This window comes from Segniliparus rugosus ATCC BAA-974 (genome assembly GCF_000185725.2).
In the GTDB taxonomy this organism is placed as follows: domain Bacteria; phylum Actinomycetota; class Actinomycetes; order Mycobacteriales; family Mycobacteriaceae; genus Segniliparus; species Segniliparus rugosus.
The window spans coordinates 845391-860649 of record NZ_KI391953.1 but is presented as its reverse complement, the minus strand read 5'-3'; the positions used below and the strand labels follow the sequence as shown (position 1 = coordinate 860649).

The 15259-nt window shown below is 67.7% G+C and carries 17 protein-coding genes; 6 read left to right on the top strand and 11 right to left on the bottom strand.

The features are described 5' to 3' along the window. The 7 genes from HMPREF9336_RS18650 to HMPREF9336_RS18295 form a co-directional block, all read right to left on the bottom strand. Positions 1-378: hypothetical protein (locus HMPREF9336_RS18650; protein WP_211235439.1), on the bottom strand; the 378-nt coding region annotated here is incomplete at its 3' end. A gap of 775 nt (positions 379-1153) precedes the next feature. Next, positions 1154-1684 (bottom strand): hypothetical protein, encoded by a 531-nt coding sequence (locus HMPREF9336_RS18305; RefSeq protein ID WP_156920287.1) that lies wholly within the window; start codon positions 1682-1684, stop codon positions 1154-1156. A gap of 113 nt (positions 1685-1797) precedes the next feature. Continuing rightward, positions 1798-2121 carry a hypothetical protein gene (locus tag HMPREF9336_RS18300; RefSeq protein WP_156920286.1) on the bottom strand — a complete coding sequence of 108 codons (324 nt, stop codon included), beginning with the start codon at positions 2119-2121 and terminating at the stop codon, positions 1798-1800. Between the two features lie 285 nt (positions 2122-2406). Further along, complete coding sequence (locus HMPREF9336_RS04190) at positions 2407-2772, bottom strand: hypothetical protein (RefSeq protein WP_007469320.1); 366 nt, start codon at positions 2770-2772, stop codon at positions 2407-2409. Between the two features lie 105 nt (positions 2773-2877). Then, entirely contained in the window at positions 2878-3741 is an 864-nt protein-coding gene (locus tag HMPREF9336_RS04185) for a hypothetical protein (RefSeq protein ID WP_021030070.1), read from the bottom strand. A gap of 55 nt (positions 3742-3796) precedes the next feature. Continuing rightward, positions 3797-5080: a Na+/H+ antiporter NhaA gene (nhaA, locus tag HMPREF9336_RS04180; protein ID WP_007469316.1), complete on the bottom strand. Its 1284-nt coding sequence runs from the start codon at positions 5078-5080 to the stop codon at positions 3797-3799. A 65-nt stretch (positions 5081-5145) separates the two neighbouring features. Next, positions 5146-5397, bottom strand: coding sequence for a hypothetical protein (locus tag HMPREF9336_RS18295; RefSeq protein WP_156920285.1), 252 nt, complete (start codon positions 5395-5397; stop codon positions 5146-5148). On the opposite strand from HMPREF9336_RS18295, the gene HMPREF9336_RS04175 reads away from it, so the two are divergent. Together HMPREF9336_RS04175 and HMPREF9336_RS17370 are read left to right on the top strand one after the other, a co-directional pair. After that, on the top strand, positions 5378-7042 hold the full coding sequence (locus tag HMPREF9336_RS04175) for an alpha-keto acid decarboxylase family protein (protein WP_007469314.1): 1665 nt from the start codon (positions 5378-5380) through the stop codon (positions 7040-7042). The two genes, HMPREF9336_RS18295 and HMPREF9336_RS04175, sit on opposite strands and share 20 nt — an antisense overlap. Before the next feature lie 81 nt (positions 7043-7123). After that, positions 7124-7999, top strand: a complete 876-nt coding sequence (locus HMPREF9336_RS17370) for an SAM-dependent methyltransferase (RefSeq protein ID WP_007469312.1) — start codon at positions 7124-7126, stop codon at positions 7997-7999. Here HMPREF9336_RS17370 and HMPREF9336_RS04165 read toward each other — a convergent pair. Together HMPREF9336_RS04165 and HMPREF9336_RS04160 are read right to left on the bottom strand one after the other, a co-directional pair. Further along, positions 7989-8639 (bottom strand): TetR/AcrR family transcriptional regulator, encoded by a 651-nt coding sequence (locus HMPREF9336_RS04165; protein ID WP_021030069.1) that lies wholly within the window; start codon positions 8637-8639, stop codon positions 7989-7991. The genes HMPREF9336_RS17370 and HMPREF9336_RS04165 overlap by 11 nt on opposite strands. Then, positions 8636-9631, bottom strand: coding sequence for an acyl-ACP desaturase (locus HMPREF9336_RS04160; RefSeq protein ID WP_021030068.1), 996 nt, complete (start codon positions 9629-9631; stop codon positions 8636-8638). Before HMPREF9336_RS04160 ends, HMPREF9336_RS04165 begins: the two co-directional genes overlap by 4 nt. A 231-nt stretch (positions 9632-9862) precedes the next feature. On the opposite strand from HMPREF9336_RS04160, the gene HMPREF9336_RS04155 reads away from it, so the two are divergent. Together HMPREF9336_RS04155 and HMPREF9336_RS04150 are read left to right on the top strand one after the other, a co-directional pair. Then, positions 9863-10249 (top strand): nitroreductase family deazaflavin-dependent oxidoreductase, encoded by a 387-nt coding sequence (locus HMPREF9336_RS04155; protein ID WP_007469306.1) that lies wholly within the window; start codon positions 9863-9865, stop codon positions 10247-10249. A 28-nt stretch (positions 10250-10277) separates the two neighbouring features. Beyond that, entirely contained in the window at positions 10278-10934 is a 657-nt protein-coding gene (locus tag HMPREF9336_RS04150; protein WP_007469304.1) for a class I SAM-dependent methyltransferase, read from the top strand. A 33-nt stretch (positions 10935-10967) separates the two neighbouring features. On the opposite strand, the gene HMPREF9336_RS04145 is transcribed toward HMPREF9336_RS04150, so the two are convergent. Then, entirely contained in the window at positions 10968-11795 is an 828-nt protein-coding gene (locus HMPREF9336_RS04145) for a helix-turn-helix domain-containing protein (RefSeq protein WP_007469302.1), read from the bottom strand. A gap of 148 nt (positions 11796-11943) precedes the next feature. Between HMPREF9336_RS04145 and HMPREF9336_RS04140 the strand changes: the two genes are divergently transcribed. Together HMPREF9336_RS04140 and HMPREF9336_RS04135 are read left to right on the top strand one after the other, a co-directional pair. Next, the gene (locus HMPREF9336_RS04140) at positions 11944-13101 is read left to right on the top strand and encodes an LLM class flavin-dependent oxidoreductase (protein ID WP_007469299.1); all 1158 of its coding nucleotides are present in this window, start codon (positions 11944-11946) and stop codon (positions 13099-13101) included. A gap of 1 nt (position 13102) precedes the next feature. After that, complete coding sequence (locus HMPREF9336_RS04135; RefSeq protein WP_007469297.1) at positions 13103-13765, top strand: CE1759 family FMN reductase; 663 nt, start codon at positions 13103-13105, stop codon at positions 13763-13765. A gap of 472 nt (positions 13766-14237) precedes the next feature. On the opposite strand, the gene HMPREF9336_RS04130 is transcribed toward HMPREF9336_RS04135, so the two are convergent. Then, positions 14238-15203: a threonine ammonia-lyase gene (locus HMPREF9336_RS04130; RefSeq protein ID WP_007469296.1), complete on the bottom strand. Its 966-nt coding sequence runs from the start codon at positions 15201-15203 to the stop codon at positions 14238-14240. Positions 15204-15259 lie beyond the last annotated feature (56 nt).

Sequence of the window (15259 nt, the reverse complement as noted above, 5' to 3'; positions counted from 1 at the left end):
TGCCGCTCGCCAGAGCCCGACGAGGACTGCGAAGCCGCAGACCTCTCCGCAGCCCCCGCGCCCTGCGCCCCCGTCCGAGAAACCTCCCCACCAGAACCACCCCCAACACCGCCGACCCCGCCAATACGCGGAGCCTGACCAGCCCCACCACCAGCCGGACCACCCCGATCCCGCCAATCGACGGCGAAACCCCGCCCCCGCCACCAGAAGCCGGAGCCGCCTGCGACGCAGCAGCAGGAGCCGCATGATCCGCCACCGCCGCACCCGACTGCACACCAGTCGAAGCACCACCACCAGAAGCACCAGAACCACCCGAACCCTGACCGCCCCCAGCGCCCTGGGAGCCACCTTGACCACTAGTAGAGGGACTTTGCCCACCGCCTTGCTTATAACTAGCGTCTTGGGTCGCAGGAGCAGATGCATCCCCATCCGCACTCGACGCAGACCTGTAACTAGCGTCTTGGGTCGCAGGAGCAGATGCATCCCTATCTGCACTCGACGCAGATTTGTAGCTCGTATTACGAGTCGCGGTCGCTGGCCCTAGCGCAGTTCCATCTGTGCCACTTACTTGTTTGTAATTAGCATTCGTCTTCACTGGCCCATCGTCGCTACCATCGACTCCGTCCGGGAGCTGGAGAAGTTTCTGATTGCTCTGCGTGTAGGTGTCATGGACAGGCTTCGCATCGCTATCGAACTGACCTGCAGCTTTTTCCTTTTGCGATTGGGCAACGGAAGGGGCATACTCTGCGAGGAATCCCATCAAACCGGACTTCGCGTTGCTGTCTGCCGTCTTCGCCTTGTCTATGAGGCCTTGTTTCGCGGTGTCGATGTTCTGCGGGGCAGCGTTCATCATGCTGAACTCGGCAGATATGATCTGGTTCAGCGTCTCGCCACGGCTCTGGATGTCCGCGAGCTTCGTCTGCGCGGCAGTAGCGGAGTCAGATTCACCGAGCGCCTTGACAAGATCCTGATGCCCGGACACGAGATTCGAGAAGGCGGATTCCACATCGGGGAGTGCCGCCATGAAAGACTGCTCCGCCGTGCGCAGGCCCGACTCGTCCGCCTTAGGCCAATATTGCTGCGCCTTGTCCCACAACCAATCGTAAGCGCTCGGCCACGAAAGCCCCATGATCAAATACCCTTCCTCGAACCGTCAATAACCGCAGGCGTGATTCACTTCATCGATTTTATCACTGTAGTCACTCGCCAGGGGGCTAATCTCCGCATCCGGAGCCCGGTCTCCGATCGCCTTAGTGAATTTCTTAGCCGATCCCGTGAAATCTTTTACAGCATTAGCCACATTCTGCGGAGACCCCGAACCGACCATCCCTTCAAGGGCAGGAATAACCTTTGCCGCAACTTCCGTTACGTGGTCTGCCGCATTGCTAGTTTGCTCATCCGAAAGCGAAGCCCCAGGTTTTGTGACCAAATTCCAATATGGATCAGTAGCTTTTAATAGCTCTTTCACGCGAATAAGAGCCTGCCTGCACAAAGCTTTACCGTCCGTAATCGGAGAGACGCTGGGCGTAGAGCTCGCCGCGCCGCCAGGTGGCTGGACAATTGTCTGAATAATAGTTGTTCCACCGCCGTTTGATCCAGAGTTAGAACCGCCTCGATCGCAGGCGGCAAGGCCGAGCGCCAAGGAGCCCGCAAGGGCTGTCGAGCAGAGGAACGATAATTTCATACGTGGATACCTAACTTTTGCATGTGCCGCAGACCTGCTCGCGGCATCTTCATACTTACTCGCCCATAACACTTGCTTTTTATTTCCAGGCATTCCAATCCTCCGCCCGCATATCAATAACCGCAAGCATGATTCAACGCGGGCAGCTCCTCATTCAATCTATCGTTTAGTGGATTCAATTCGTCAGGCGAAGAACGCTCGCCTATTGCCTTGGCAAATTCTTGAGCAGTATTGACGTATGCACGCAAAGGGTTCGCTTGCTCTTCAGTTATATTCGACCCTATAGATCCCAAGAGAATCGGTGCGACTTTCTCAGTCACTTCTTTTGCATTATCGGCGGCTTTACTAATAGCCGGATCCGCCCAGGACCACTTCCCTCCAACCGTCAATTTCCAATAGCTATCAATCGCATTGTTGATTTCTTGCACGCGCGCCATGAACAAATGGCACAACTTCTTCGGATCCGAGATCGGAGTCACGCTGGGAGTCGTGCTCGGCGGCGAGCCTGGAGGTTGCACGATGGTCTGCACAATCGTGGTGCCGCCCCCGTTCGAACCGGAGTTAGTGTTACCGCCCCGGTCACAGGCTGCGACACCGAACACAGCCGCTCCCGCGATTGCGAGAGCGACGGTCCTCGTCGTCAAAGTGTGCCGCATGGCGTGGGGGGTGCTCCTTCGTGTTTCGTGCCGGTCCGCGTTCCATCATCCATGATCGCTGGCCGCCTAGTCGAAGGCGGTCATCAACCCGAACCCGCCCATGAGCGTCTCCACGGTCTTCTCGACCCGCTTGACGTGGGCGGCGTTGTCGTCGTCAGTGCCGTCGTAGATGTCGGCGCCCTCCCCAGCGGCATCCGCTGTGTCCGCAGCAGCCTTCGCGGCACCCGCTCCGTGCTTGGATTTGATGCCTCGGATCTTCTCCGACTGCGACGGGAGATTGCCGTCCTGCGCGTCGTCCCCGGCACTCGCGTGCCAATCGATCGACGCGAGGGCCATCTGCACCAGCGCAGTCTTCAAGCTCTGCTCGGCGTTGTTGATTTTGTCCCGTGCCGCCCGCATCTCGGGCGTGCTCACATCGGTCTTACCCGTCATCCCAGTCTCTTTCCCACGCCTCGACATGCGTTTGGATACTCTCCAGTGCAAATATACCGGAATCCTTGCACGCCGCAAGGGCTGTTCCCAGATGCTCCCGCCGCATCATTCCCCGAACGGGCGGGGTTCGAGCATCTGCCGCATGCCCGCTTTCGCGCGCTTGGCGACGTCGACGACAACATCCTGCAACCGCGAGCCGTGCCGTCGCAGGGCATCCTCGCTCAGCCACACCCGCGTGGTCAGCTCGTTGCTGCCGACGGTCACCATGACCGTTTTGTCGTCGTCCGAGGCGGTGAACTGGCTGTCGCGAGCCTCCAGCAGACGCGCGGTCTCCCGCGCGCTGTACTCCAGTATCCGCGAGATCTCCTCGGGCACCCGCTCTCCGACGGGGGTCTCGAGGATCTTCGCCGGATCCCACACCAGATCGGCCGTCGCCGCGTCCAGCCTCGCCCGGTCCGCTTTGCGGTCCAGCTCCAGCTGCTCGACGTCGTCGGGCTGCTTGGGCTGGCTGGCCAGCCATTGCTCCTTGAACTCGCGTTCGGACACGCCCTCCCACACGTCCATATCCCGCGCCCACCACGCGTCGTCCGCCGTCATCCGCTTGGGCGGCTGCTTGTGCAGCATCCGGTTCAGCTTCGCCGCCCACTTCAGCTCGCCGTCTTTGATCGCCTCCTCGATCCACGTCATCAGCAGCAGATGCCCCGACAGCCGCCCGTCCGCCGTGCGCGCGGTCCCCAGCTTCAAAATCAGCTCGTCCTCGAAGGCCAGCTTCCCGAGCACCGGGGTGCAGGTCAGTCCGAAGCCGCTGTTCCCCGCCACGATCGTCGCGATGACCTTGCCCCGCCCGCCGTTGCTCAGACCGGGCTCCCCGTCCGCGGTGACTTTCGGAGCCTCCTGCTCGCAGACCCGCAGCAGCTCCTCGTCCTCCAACGGCTCATGCGCCCCCGGCTTGTCGTGTGGAGCCGTCATCCCTGCCACCTCCGGTGATCTTCCTCGAACTCGCCCGTATAGTACTCCGCCTCGTCTAGCCGGAGTCCTCGCCGAGGGTTCCTTCGGCCTCCTCTTCCTCCAGGAGCCGGTAGGCGCGGTTGCGCAGCCGCAGCACCACACCGGCGAGCAGGGCGGCGGTCATTGCGCCGGTGAGCACGCCGATCTTCACGTGCCCGTCCTCGACCGAGCCCGCGCCGAACACCAAACTGCCCATCAAGAGCGGCACGGTGAACCCGACTCCGGCCAGGAGGGCGACGCCGAAGACGTCGAGCCAGCGCAGCGACGGGTCCAGCTCCGCGCGGGTGAACCGGGCCAGGGACCAGGTCGCGCCGAACACTCCGGCGCATTTGCCGACCACCAGCCCGGCGATCACGCCGAGGGTGACCCGGTCGGTGAACGCGGCCTCGAACCCGCGCAGCCCGCCGATCTTGACCCCGGCGGCGAAGAACGCGAAGAGCGGCACCGCGACCAGGGCTGAGAAGGGGTGCAGCCGGTGTTGGAGGCTTTCGGCGAGGCACGGCCCGTGCTCTCCCTTGCGCACCGGCACCATGAACGCGAGGGCGACCCCTGCGGCGGTGGCGTGCACGCCGGACGCGTGCACGGCCGTCCACACGAGGACCGCGACCGGCACGAGCAGCCACCAGGACCGGACCCCGCGCCGGAGCAGGAAGCGGAACAGCGCGACGCCGAGCGCGGCGGCCCCGAGCGCGGCCCAGTTCAGGCTGCCGGTGAAGACGACGACGATGATGACGATGGAGACCAGGTCGTCCACGACGGCGAGGGCGAGCAGGAACGTGCGCAGCGCGGCAGGCAGATGGGTGTTGATGACCGCGAGCACGGCGAGGGCGAACGCGATGTCGGTGGCGGTGGGGATCGCCCAGCCCTTCCCGACCGACCCCCAGTTGGCCAGCGCGTAGAGCACGGCTGGGGTGGACATGCCGCCGAGGACCGCGCACACCGGCAGCGCCGCGCGGCGCGGGTCGCTCAGGTCCCCGGCGACGAACTCCCGTTTGAGCTCGAGGCCTGCGACGAAGAAGAACACCGCGAGCAGGGCGTCCGCGCACCAGTCGGCCACCGACAGCCGCAAGTCCAGCGCGGCGGGCCCGAACGCGTAGTCGTGCAGCTGCTGGTAGCCCTCCCCCCACTGGCTGTTGCGCCAGAGGAGGGCGAGGAACGCGGCGACGAGCAAGAGCGCGCCGGAGGTGGTCTCCTCGCGGAGGATCTGCCCGATCCGGCGGCTCTCCCACAGCGAGCCCGCGCGCAGCAGGGTCGCGGGGCGGGAACCGCGCCTGCGCGGGCGCGGCGGGAAAACAGACATGGCGGCTCCTTGGCGAGTCGGTCGACGATAGGGAGCCGACCAGACTTCCCGGCACACCAAAATGCTCAGCCTAGTTTAACGGGAATCGTCAAGATCCCGTCAAGATTCCGGGCGGGAACCGTCAAAATAGCGTTGCCGCGTCCCGAATCCGGGCGACCGGGGAGCACGATCGCCTTGTGACTGATCTCGCGCTCGTCCTTGGCTTCACCGGATTCTGGCTCGCCGCCATGCTGTTCCTGCGCCGCCTCGGCGCGTAGCTTCCCGGCGAGCCGGGCCGGGTTCCGGCAGAATCGGAGTATGACCCAGCCGTACACCATCGGGCATTACCTCGTCGACCGGCTCGCGGAACTCGGGGTGCGCCACGTCTTCGGCGTCCCCGGAGACTTCAACCTCATGTTCCTCGACCGCATCGTCGAGCATCCCGGCCTCGCCTGGGTCGGGAACGTCAACGAGCTCAACGCGGGCTACGCCGCCGATGGCTACGCGCGGCTGAACGGGATCGCGGCCCTGGTCACCACCTTCGGGGTCGGGGAGCTCTCCGCCGTGAACGCCACCGCGGGCAGCTACGCCGAGCACGTCCCGGTGGTGCACATCTGCGGGGCCCCGACCGTGGACGCGCAGCGCGCCCGGCGCAGCCTGCACCACTCCCTCGGCGACGGCGACTTCGAGCACTTCCTGCGGATCCAGCGGGAGATCACCTGCGCGCAGGCGAGCCTGACCCCCGCCAACGCCACCCGCGAGATCGACCGGGTGCTGCGCGAGGTCCTCGAACAGCGCCGCCCCGGCTACCTCCTCCTGCCGTCCGACGTCGCGCAGGTGCCGAGCTACCCGCCCGCCGCGCCGATCCCCAGCCCGCACGACGCCTCCAGCCCCGGCGCGCTGGCCGCGTTCCGCGAGGCGGCGGCCGAGCTGCTGGACGGCAAGCGGCCCACCGTCCTCGCCGACCTGCTGGTGCACCGGTTCCGGGCCGTGGACGCGTTGGCCAAGCTGCTCGACGCGGGCGAGCTGCCGCACGCGACCCTGTTGTGGGGCAAGAGCCTGGTGAACGAGCTGGACCCGAACTTCCTCGGCATCTACATCGGGGCCAACAGCGAGCCGCATGTGCGCCAGAGCGTGGAGGAGGCCGAGGCGCTCATCCTCGCCGGGGTGCAGTTCACGGATTTGATCAGCGGATTCTTCACCCAGCGGGTGGAGCCCGCCAAGACGATCGACATCGCCCCGCACGAGGCGACCGTCGCGGGCGAGCTCTTCGCGCCGTTGGAGATGCGCGACGCGCTCGACGCGCTCACCGAGCTGATCTCGGGCCGGGAGCGCCCGCCCGTCCCGCAGCCGGAGCCAGCCCCCGCGCCGGCCCCGCCCGCAGCGGGGGACGCGCTCACCCAGGCCTCGATGTGGGATCTGCTGGCCGACGCGGTCACCCCGGGCAACATCGTGATCGCCGAGGCGGGCACCTCGTTCTTCGGCCTCGCCACCCACCCGCTGCCCGCCGGGGTCACCTTCATCGGCCAGCCGCTGTGGGCTTCGATCGGCTACACCCTGCCCGCCGCGCTCGGAGCCGGGCTCGCCTGCCCGGACCGGCGGGTCGTGCTGCTCATCGGCGACGGCTCCGCGCAGCTGACCGCGCAAGAGCTGTCGGTGATCGCCCGGCACGGGCTCAACCCCGTCATCGTCGTCGTGGACAACGACGGGTACACCGTGGAGCGCGCGATCCACGGCGCGGACGCGAGCTACAACGACATCGACCACTGGGACTACGCGAAGCTGCTCAGCGCGTTCGAGCCCGCCGCCGAGCCGCTCGCCTTCCGGGTCGGCACGGTCGGGGGCCTGCGCGCCGCCATCGAGGAGGCGGGGGCGGCCAAGGACCGCCTCGTGCTCATCGAGGCAGAGGTGGCCAAGATGGACATGCCGCCGCTGTTGCGCAAACTCGGCGAGCACATGTCGGAGGCCAACGCCCGCAAATGAGGCCGCCTCGGGCAAAACCGAGCGCCCCGGACTTCCTCGACCGCCCGACAAGGGAATCCCGCCAGGAGTAACCTGGGACACATGCCCCACGACAAAGAGGCGTACAACGCATCGATCGTCAAGTACTTCCATTTCAACGGGCTCGATTACCGGCTGGTCTGGTCGGACCGGCGCAGCCGGGCCCTGCACATGGGGTACTGGGACGCGGACACCCGCTCGCACAGCGAATCCCTCACGAACATGGACCGCGAGCTCGCGATCCCGCTGGACCTGCGCCCGGGCCAGCGCGTGCTGGACGCGGGCTGCGGGATCGGCGGGTCCTCGCTCTGGCTCGCCGAGCGGTTCGGGGTCGAAGTGCTCGGGCTGACCCTCGCGCCGAAGCAAGCCAAGTCCGCGACCCGTGCCGCCCGGCGGCGGGGGCTCGCCCACCTGGCCCGGTTCGAGGTGGCCGACTACTGCGACACCGGCCTCGACGCGGAGTCCTTCGACGTGGTCTGGGCGCAGGAGAGCGCTTGCTACGCGCTGGACAAGCGGGACTTCTGCCGCGAAGCCGCGCGCGTCCTGCGCCCAGGGGGGAGGCTCGCGGTCGCCGACGGGTTCCGCACGGGGCGGGACTTCTCCGACGAGGTGGAGCGGTTCGTCCGCTACTCCGTGCAATGCATGGCCGTCGACGATTTCTGCACCCCCGCCGAGCTCGAATCCGCCGCGCGCGAATGCGGCTTCACGGACGTGGTCTTCCGCGACGTGACCAAGGAGTCGCTCCGCTCGGCGCGCAGGCTCCACCGCATCTCGTCCCTCTTGCGCTACCCCGACCAGATCGGGCATTGGCTGGGGCTGCGGCCCGAGGTGGTGCACCGCAACGTCCATATCGGCCTGAACATGGTCAAGACCCTGGAGCAGGGCTGGTGCGCCATGGGGCTGCTGCACGCGGTCAAGGAGCCCCCGGCTACGCCGTGAGCCGGGCGAGGTCCGCCACCAGCGCGTCGTCCAACGGCTCGTCCAGCAGCAGCTGGTGCCATATCGCCCCGCAGATCGCCGTCACCAGCGCCTCTCGGCGCACTTTCGGCACCCCGGCCCGCTCCAGGCAGCGTCGCAGGGTCGCGCGGCGCGGCTCGATGAGCCGGACCACCAGAGCTTCCCTGAGCGCGTCGTCCGACTGCGCGGCGGCCATGAGCGACTTGAGCGCGAGCCGCACCCGGCGCGCCCCAGCGAACTCTTCGGCGAGCAGCGTCGCGACCGAAGCCGTCTCCCGCGCGTCGACGTCCGCCTTGGCCCGATCCTCCAGCGCGTCGAGGACCAGTTCCGCCTTGCTCTGCCACCAACGGTAGATCGTTTGCTTGCCCACCGCCGCGCGGCTCGCGATGTCGTCCATCGTCACGTTCGCCATGCCGTGGTCGGTGACCAGGTCGAAGGCCGCCGCGAGGATCGCCGCCTTGGCCGCCTCGCTGCGGGGCCTGCCCCGCTTCGCGCGCCGGGGCCCCGCAGCGAGGCGGCCTCTGGCGCGCTGGACCTGGCCGCCATCGACATCACGGCATTCCCGCTGGACCGGCTGCCCGACGCGGTCGCAGCGTCGGGCAGGACGGGCGGCCTGGCTCAAACCGCGCTCGCCGTCTGAGGCCTGCGCATCCGGTCGATCCCCCTGGCCTGGTCCCGCGCCAGCGAGCGGTCCCGGTGCTCCTCGAACCTCGGCACCTGGACCAGCTCCAGATCCTCCAAGTACGCGGCCAGCCGGTCGCGGGCCGCCTCGCCCCGGCCGGAGAAGTCCGCGCGGTCGAAGATGTGCCATTTTCGGATGACCGGCATGAGCACGTCCTCCAGGTGCTGGCGCAGGTCGTAGACCCCGTACTTCGCCATGAGCACGCCGTTGCGCCGGAAGTTCGGCATCCCCGCCCCCGGCATCTGGAAGCTGGTCACCACGTTGGCGATCGCCTCCATCGCCTGGTCCGGGTCGACGTCCAGCGCCGCGCCGCAGATGTTCCGGTAGAAGATCATGTGCAGGTTCTCGTCCAAGGAGAGCCGGTGCATGATCGCCTCGGCGATCGGATCCCCGCACATCTGGCCGGTGTTGCGGTGGCTGATCCGAGTCGCCAGCTCCTGGAAAGAGACGTAGGCCACCGTGTGCAAGAACGCGGCTCCCGTCCCGTGCGGGAACCGCGCGAGCGGCTGGAACCCGTGGGTCATGTGGGTCATCCGGTCGCATTCCAGCGCGACCGGGTCCACGCCCCGTGTCACGACGAGGTAGTCCCGCATCACCGCCGAGTGCCGGGCCTCCTCCGCCGTCCATCTGCCGACCCAGGTGCCCCACGCCCCGTCCGGGGACAAATCGCCCGCGATCCGGTTGTGGTACGAGGGCAGGTTGTCCTCGGTGAGCAAGTTCGTGACGAGCGCAGCCTTCGCCACGTCGGAGAGCTGCGACTGTTCGGGGTCCCAGTCGACCCCGCCGAGCGCGGCGAAGTCCCTGCCCTTGCTCCACGGCACGTAGTCGTGCGGGTGCCAGTCCTTTGACACGGCCAGATGGCGGTTCACCTCCCGCTCCGCGACCTCCTCCAGCTCGAACAACAACGCCGCCTGATTCAAATCCAGAGCCACAGCGCTTCTCCTTTCGCTCTCGCTTTCCAGCTCAGCAGCGCCGGGCCCCGGTTCCAAGGGGCGAACGTCATCTGGGCGAAGGACAGAAGGCAGCGGAAGGAGAGGGGCCGATTACCCGCGTCTCGCGGTATCAGGCATACTGTGACGGACAGCATGTTACCCGCGCCACGCAATATCGGGCATACTGCGACGGACAGCATGCTCAGCCCGAGAATTCTAAGGAGACGCGCAGTGGCCGAAGGCGCATACATCTTCCCTAAATGGTTCGACCGCCTGCAGGTGAGGTTTATGAACCCGATCATCGTCCAAGCCGCCCCTTACCTGCCCGGCTTCGCCCAGATCGTCCACAAGGGCCGCAAATCCGGCACGACCTTCCGAACCCCGGTCAACCCGATCCAGACCAAAGGCCGGTTCGTCGTGACGCTCGGCCACGGCACCTACACCGACTGGGTCCGCAACATCATCGCGGCGGGCGGGGCCGAGGTCCGGATCCTCGGCAAGACGCGCCGGATCAGCAACATCAAAATCGTCCCGCCGGGCGACCCTGGCAACGGCCTTCCTTACGCCGCCCGCCAAGCGCTCAAACGGATCGCCGTCCTCACCGCCGACATCGACTGACCCCAGGGCCGAACTCAAGGAGAAACGCATGACCTCGACCATCCAGCGCCGCCCGCTCAACAACCAGGTGACCAAGTTCTGGGGCTCGGTGGCCCGCGCGTACGACTGGAAGCCGCTCCAGCGCTGGGGCTACCGCGCCCCGCAGGACGAGATGATCGCCGAGCTGCGGGCGCGGGGCGCGAAGCGGGTCCTCGACGTCGGCTGCGGCACCGGCATCCTCGCCGACCGGATCGAGCGCGAGCTTGACGGACGCGAAGTCGCCGGGGTGGACCTCTCCGAGGGCATGCTGGCCAGAGCAAAGGCGCTGTCGGACAAAATCGATTGGCGGCTCTCCCCCGCCGAGAAGCTGCCGTTCGACGACGCCAGCTTCGACGCGGTGATCACCACGACCGCCTTCCACTTCTTCAACCAGCCCGCCGCGTTGCGGGAGTTCCACCGCGTGCTGCGCCCCGGCGGGTTCGCCGCCGTCTCGACCATCAGCCCCCGCCAGCCGATCACCCCGTATCTGCAGGAGTTTTTTGCCGAACCGGTTGTCGGTGTCCCAGTTCCTGCCCCCCAAGCGGATCCGGGAGCTGTTCGAGGGGGCGGGCTTCGCCGTCGCCGAGCAGCGCCGCGTTCGCCGTCCGGTCTTCGTCAAAGCCTTCGCCTCCGACCTGCTCACGCTCGGCGTGAAAGGCTGAGCTGAGCGCCTGCGGGAGCCCGCTCCGGAGGACGGCGCTCAGCCGCGCAGGCGCGCGAGCCGCTCCGCCGTGGGGGATCCCGGCTCGGCGACGAGGACGAAGAGCGTGAGCCCTGGATCCGCCGACAGCTCCATCCTCTCGTAGGTGAGATCGAGTCGTCCGGCGACCGGATGCCGCAAGCTCTTCGGCCCGTCGAGCCGGAGGCGCACGTCGTGCGCCTTCCACCGGGCGCGGAATTCGTCGCTTCCTTCGCGCAACTCGTCGACGAACTCGGAAAGCGTCTCGTCGTGCGGGTTTCTGCCGGTCGCGGCGCACAGGCTCGCCGCGATATTGTCGGCGTGCTGGCCCCAGTCGAGGAAGAAGTCCCGCGCCCTTGGGTCGAAGAAGACGAACCGCGCGAGATTGACCGAGCCGCCTTGTCGGGCGGGCGCGTCTCCGAACAGGGCGAAGCCCAGAGCGTTCGCGGCGAGGATGTCGAGCCGTTCGTCGTTGATCCAGGCCGGGGCTCCGGCCAGCGCGTCCAGGACGTGCTGGAGGCTGTGGCGGAGCGGCCCGACGCTCGTCGGCCGGCTGGCGCGCTCGGCGGAAGCGCCTCGGGCGAGGTCGAACAAGTGGGTCCGCTCGGCTTCGTCGAGGCGGAGCACCTCGGCCACCGCGTTCAGGACGTTGTCGGACACGCCCCGGAGATAGCCCCGCTCAAGCCGCGTGTAGTAGTCCACGCTGACCCCTGCGAGCAGGGCGACCTCCTCGCGGCGCAGCCCTGGGACGCGGCGCTGGCCGCCGTACAGCGGCACGCCGGCCTCGCCAGGGGTGATCTTCGCCCGCCGCGAGACCAAGAAGTCACGGATGTCTTTTCGCCGCTCCATTCCCTCACGATAAGCGCCGAGCGGCCAGCGCACAGGGGGGCTGGCAGTACCTGGGCACAGCACACCCTGGTGACGCGGCGCGCGGACGTGTTCAATCGACCGCGAGGACCGGGATCCGACCCGGCGCAGACAACAGGATGAACCATTTATGCAGTTCGGCATTTTCAGCGTCGGCGATGTGACCAAAGACCCCGTGGGCGGCAAGACTCCGAGCGAGCATGACCGCCTCGAGGCGATCATGTCGTACGCGCTCAAAGCCGAGGAGGTCGGCCTCGACGTCTTCGCGACCGGCGAGCACCACAATCCGCCGTTCGTGCCGTCCTCGCCGACCACGATGCTGGGCTGGGTCGCGGCGAGGACGAAGACTCTGCTCTTGTCCACCGCGACGACGTTGATCACCACGAACGACCCGGTGAAGATCGCGGAGGACTACGCGATGCTCCAGCATCTCTCCGACGGCCGGGTGGACCTCATGATGGGGCGCGGGAACACCGGGCCGGTGTATCCGTGGTTCGGCAAAGACATCCGCCAAGGGATCAGCCTCGCGATCGAGAACTACCACCTGCTGCGCAAGCTGTGGCGCGAGCCGGTCGTGGACTGGAACGGCCAGTTCCGCACCTCGCTGCACGGCTTCACCTCGACCCCGGCTCCGTTGGACGGGGTGGCGCCGTTCGTCTGGCACGGCTCGATCCGCTCCACCGAGATCGCGGAGCAAGCCGCGTTCTACGGGGACGGCTTCTTCCATAACAACATCTTTTGGGACTTGGGGCACACCGCCCAGATGGTGCGGCTCTACCGGCAGCGCTTCGAGCACTACGGGCACGGCTCGGCGGACCAGGCCATCGTGGGCCTTGGCGGGCAGGCGTTCGTCGGCGAGACCGAGGCGGAGGCGAAGCGGTTCTTCCGCCCGTACTTCGACAACGCTCCCGTCTACGGGCACGGGCCGTCGCTGGAAGACTTCTCCCGCGAGACGCCGCTCACCGTGGGCACGGTCGAGCAGGTCGTGGAGCGCACGCTCGGCTTCGCCGACGCGGTGGGCGACTATCAGCGCCAGTTGTTCCTCGTCGACCACGCGGGCCTGCCTCGCGAGGTGGTGCTCGAACAGATCGAGATCCTCGGCCGCGAGGTGGTCCCCCTGCTGCGCAAGGAGTTCGAGTCGCGTCGGCCCGCGCATGTGCCGAGCGACCCGCCGACCCACCAGTCGCTGCTCGCGCAAGGAGAGCGGTCCAAGCACCGGCAGGTGATCACCGCGGACTTGGAGAAGGCCAAGCGCGAGGACGCGGCAGCACAAGAAGGGAAGCGCTGACATGGCACGCAAGATCGCTGTCGTCTCCGGAGGGCTCAGCGAGCCCTCCACCACACGGCTGCTCGCCGACCGGATCGCCTCGGCGGTCACGACGCAGATCACCGCGCGAGGCGAGGCCGCGGAAACCGAGTTCGTCGAGCTGCGCCCGCTCGCGCAGGACTTGGCCACCACCGTCGCCCTCGGCGGGCTGCCGACGCTCGCCGTCGCGGAGGCACGGGAGACCATCGCGCGCGCGGAGGGTCTCATCGCGGTCTCCCCGGTGTTCAGCTCCAGCTATTCGGGCCTGTTCAAGCTGTTCTTCGACGTCCTCGACACGTCCTCCCTCGTCGGGACGCCAGTGCTCATCGCCGCGACCGCGGGCTCCGAGCGGCACTCTTTGGTGCTGGACTACGCGTTGCGCCCGCTGTTCACCTACCTCCGCGCCGTGGTCGTCCCCACCGGCATCTTCGCCGCCACCAACGACTTCGGAGCCGGCCCCGGGGGCGCGGAGCTGTCCCAACGCATCCGGCGCGCGGCCTCCGAGTTCGCCTGCCACATCGTCGCCGAGCGCGTTCCCCTCCCTGGCTTCGCCCAACGCGAGGAAGACCGAGCGCGATCCTCCGGCAACAACGTCGACGGGCACGTCGTGTCGTTCACGGAACTCCTCAAAGGGCACGATGGTTGACGCATAGGCCGAAAAACCTCCGAACCAGAAGCTCGGCCCCGATGACCGTCACGCGGACCTGCGCATTCGCGGCGCCCGGCCTGCGCCGGGTCGGCGGCCATCTCCCCGGCGGGGATCGGAGCGGACCACATCGTCCTCGACGGACGGGGCTGCGGGACCGGAGACGCGCCATGGGTCTTCCGCGCCGCCATCCCTGCGCCCGCTGTCCCTGCGCTCGTCCGAGCGCGGCGGCGTCTGGACCGCTCCGGAGCCGCCCTCGTGGAAAGCCGCACAGATCCAAGTTCCCGTCCAAGTTCCCATTGCAGCCAAACCGCAAAAACCCTCGACCATTCGGAGCCATGATGAAGACGCTCTCCGCCGCATTCCTCGCCTTCGGACTCTGCGCAGCCTCGGGGCCGCAAGCGCCCATCCCGACCACGAAACCGCCGGTGAAAAAGAGAGAGCCGTAGCAGCCGGACCCGGCCATGAGCGCTCAGCCCCCGGCGAGGATCCTCGCGTACCGGTCCGGGTCCGCGTTCCCGCCGCTCACGACGGCCACCGTCGGTCCAGGCGGCAGGTCCGCGCACAGGTACGCCGCCGTCGCCGCCGCGCCGGACGGCTCCGCGACCACCCGCCCGTTCCGGGCGAGCCACGCCATGGCCGACTCGATCTGCGCCTCGCTGACCGTGACGATCTCGTCCACATGCTCGCGCACATGCGCGAAGGTGAGCGCGGAGAGCTGCGCCCGCAGGCCGTCCGCGATGGTCCGGTTGCAATCGGCCACGCTCCATCTGACCAGCTCGCCCGCCCGGAAGCTCTCCCACGCGTCGGCCGCGAGCTCCGGCTCGACTCCGACCACCCTCGCGTCGGGCGCGAGCGCCTTCACCGCCGCCGCGACGCCGGAGAGCAGCCCTCCTCCGCTGACCGGCACGAGCACGGTCGCGACCTCGGGCAAATCCGCCGCGATCTCCAAGCCGACCGTGCCCTGGCCCGCGATGATGTCCCTGTGGTCGTACGGCGGGATCGTGGTCAACCCCCGTTCCTCGGCGAGCTGGAGCATCCGGGGCTCACGATCCTCCGGGGCGACGAGCACCACCTGAGCGCCATGCGCCTGGCACGCCTCGATCTTCACCGAGGGGGCGTCTTTCGGGATCACCACCACGACCGACACCCCTTCGAGCTTCCCGCCGTACGCCAAGGCTTGGCCGTGGTTGCCGCTGGAGTGCGTCACAACCCCCGCCGCCCGCTGCGCGGGCGACAGGCTCCGCACCGCGTTCAACGCCCCGCGCAGTTTGAACGCGCCGGTCGGCTGCAGGTTCTCGGGTTTGAGCCACAACGGGCGGGCCGGGTCCGTCCCATGCAGCACCGGCACGAGCGGGGTGCGCACCGCGTCGGGCGCGATCCGGTCGGCGGCGGCTTTGATATCGGCGAAAGACACGAGCTCCACGACGTTCAGCATCGCACAACCCAGGCATACGGCCGGAGGCCGAACTCAGCACGCCGGGCCGGGAGCCG